The following is a 1,097-nucleotide window of genomic DNA, read 5'->3' as shown; positions in this document are numbered from 1 at the left end:
GCACTCCGTCGCCGACCTCGCGACCCGCAGCGGGTACTGGCTGGGACAGCAGGGCCGGCTGACGCACCCCATGTACCTCCCCGTGCCCCTTGCCCACTGAAACTAAGACTGTTAGCTTTTTGGATAACAGCCTTAGGGGGATGTCATGAACGACATGAAGGCCATGGATGCCACGGGTGCCGAGGAGGCCCGGTACCTCGACGTCCGGGACGGGCGCATCGCGTACCGGCTGAGCGGGCCGCAGGACGGGCCGCTGGTGGTGCTGGTCCACGGGCTCGGCGACAGCGGCTCGACCTACCGGATGCTGGCCCCGGCACTGGCCGCGGCGGGCCACCGGGTCGCGAACACGGACGTGCGGGGCTACGGGAGGTCCGGCGCGGACTGGCCCTCGTACGGGAGCGCCGCGGTCGGCGGCGACGTCCTGGCGCTGATCCGCGAACTGGGCGGGCCCGCGACGGTGATCGGGCACTCGATCGGCTGCGCGGCGGCGGTGTGGGCGGCCGCGGAGGCGCCCGCCGAGGTGGCCGGCCTCGTCCTGATCGGCACGTTCGCCGGGGGGAGCAGGCCCAAGGCGTGGATGCGGGCGGCCTCCTGGCTGGTCACCCGTTCCCCCGCCCTGTGGGGCCTGTTCTACCGTTCGCTGTTCCCGGTCGCCAGGCCCGCCGACTTCGACCGGTCCGTCGAGGACATCAAGGCGGACCTGGCCGGGCCGGGCCGGATGGTGGCGTTGCGCGCCCAGCTGCGGGAGATCCTGGGCGGACTGGCGCTGCGGTACGGCGAGGTCGGCTGCCCGGCCCTGATCGTCACCGGGGCCGAGGACCCCGACATGTCCGACCCGGCCGCCGAGGCCCGGCGGGTGGCCGCCGACCTGGTCGCCGCGCCCGCGACCGTCGCGATGATCGAGGAGTCCGGCCACTATCCCCACCTGGACCGGCCCGAGGAGACCGCGAAGGCCGTCCTCGCCTTCCTGACGGGTGGGTGAGGCGGCGGTGGGTGTGAAGCGGCGCTGAGTGGGTGGGGCGCCGCCGGGTGGGCGGGACGGCCGGGCGCAGCGGCCGCGGCTGCCGGTGATGTGCGAGAGGCCCGGCCGGGAACCC

General features: G+C 74.4%; 1 protein-coding gene. It reads left to right on the top strand.

Annotated features, from left to right (window positions below):
- The first annotated feature begins 145 nt into the window (after positions 1-145).
- A complete protein-coding gene (locus tag ACFRMQ_RS40920) occupies positions 146-982 on the top strand; it encodes an alpha/beta fold hydrolase (RefSeq protein WP_380736019.1) in 837 nt (278 codons plus the stop codon).
- The last annotated feature ends 115 nt before the right edge of the window (positions 983-1,097 follow it).

It is taken from the genome of Kitasatospora sp. NPDC056783 (assembly GCF_042789895.1).
In the GTDB taxonomy this organism is placed as follows: domain Bacteria; phylum Actinomycetota; class Actinomycetes; order Streptomycetales; family Streptomycetaceae; genus Kitasatospora.
The sequence above is the reverse complement of the archived record's forward strand: the minus strand, read 5'-3'. Positions and strand labels throughout refer to the sequence as shown.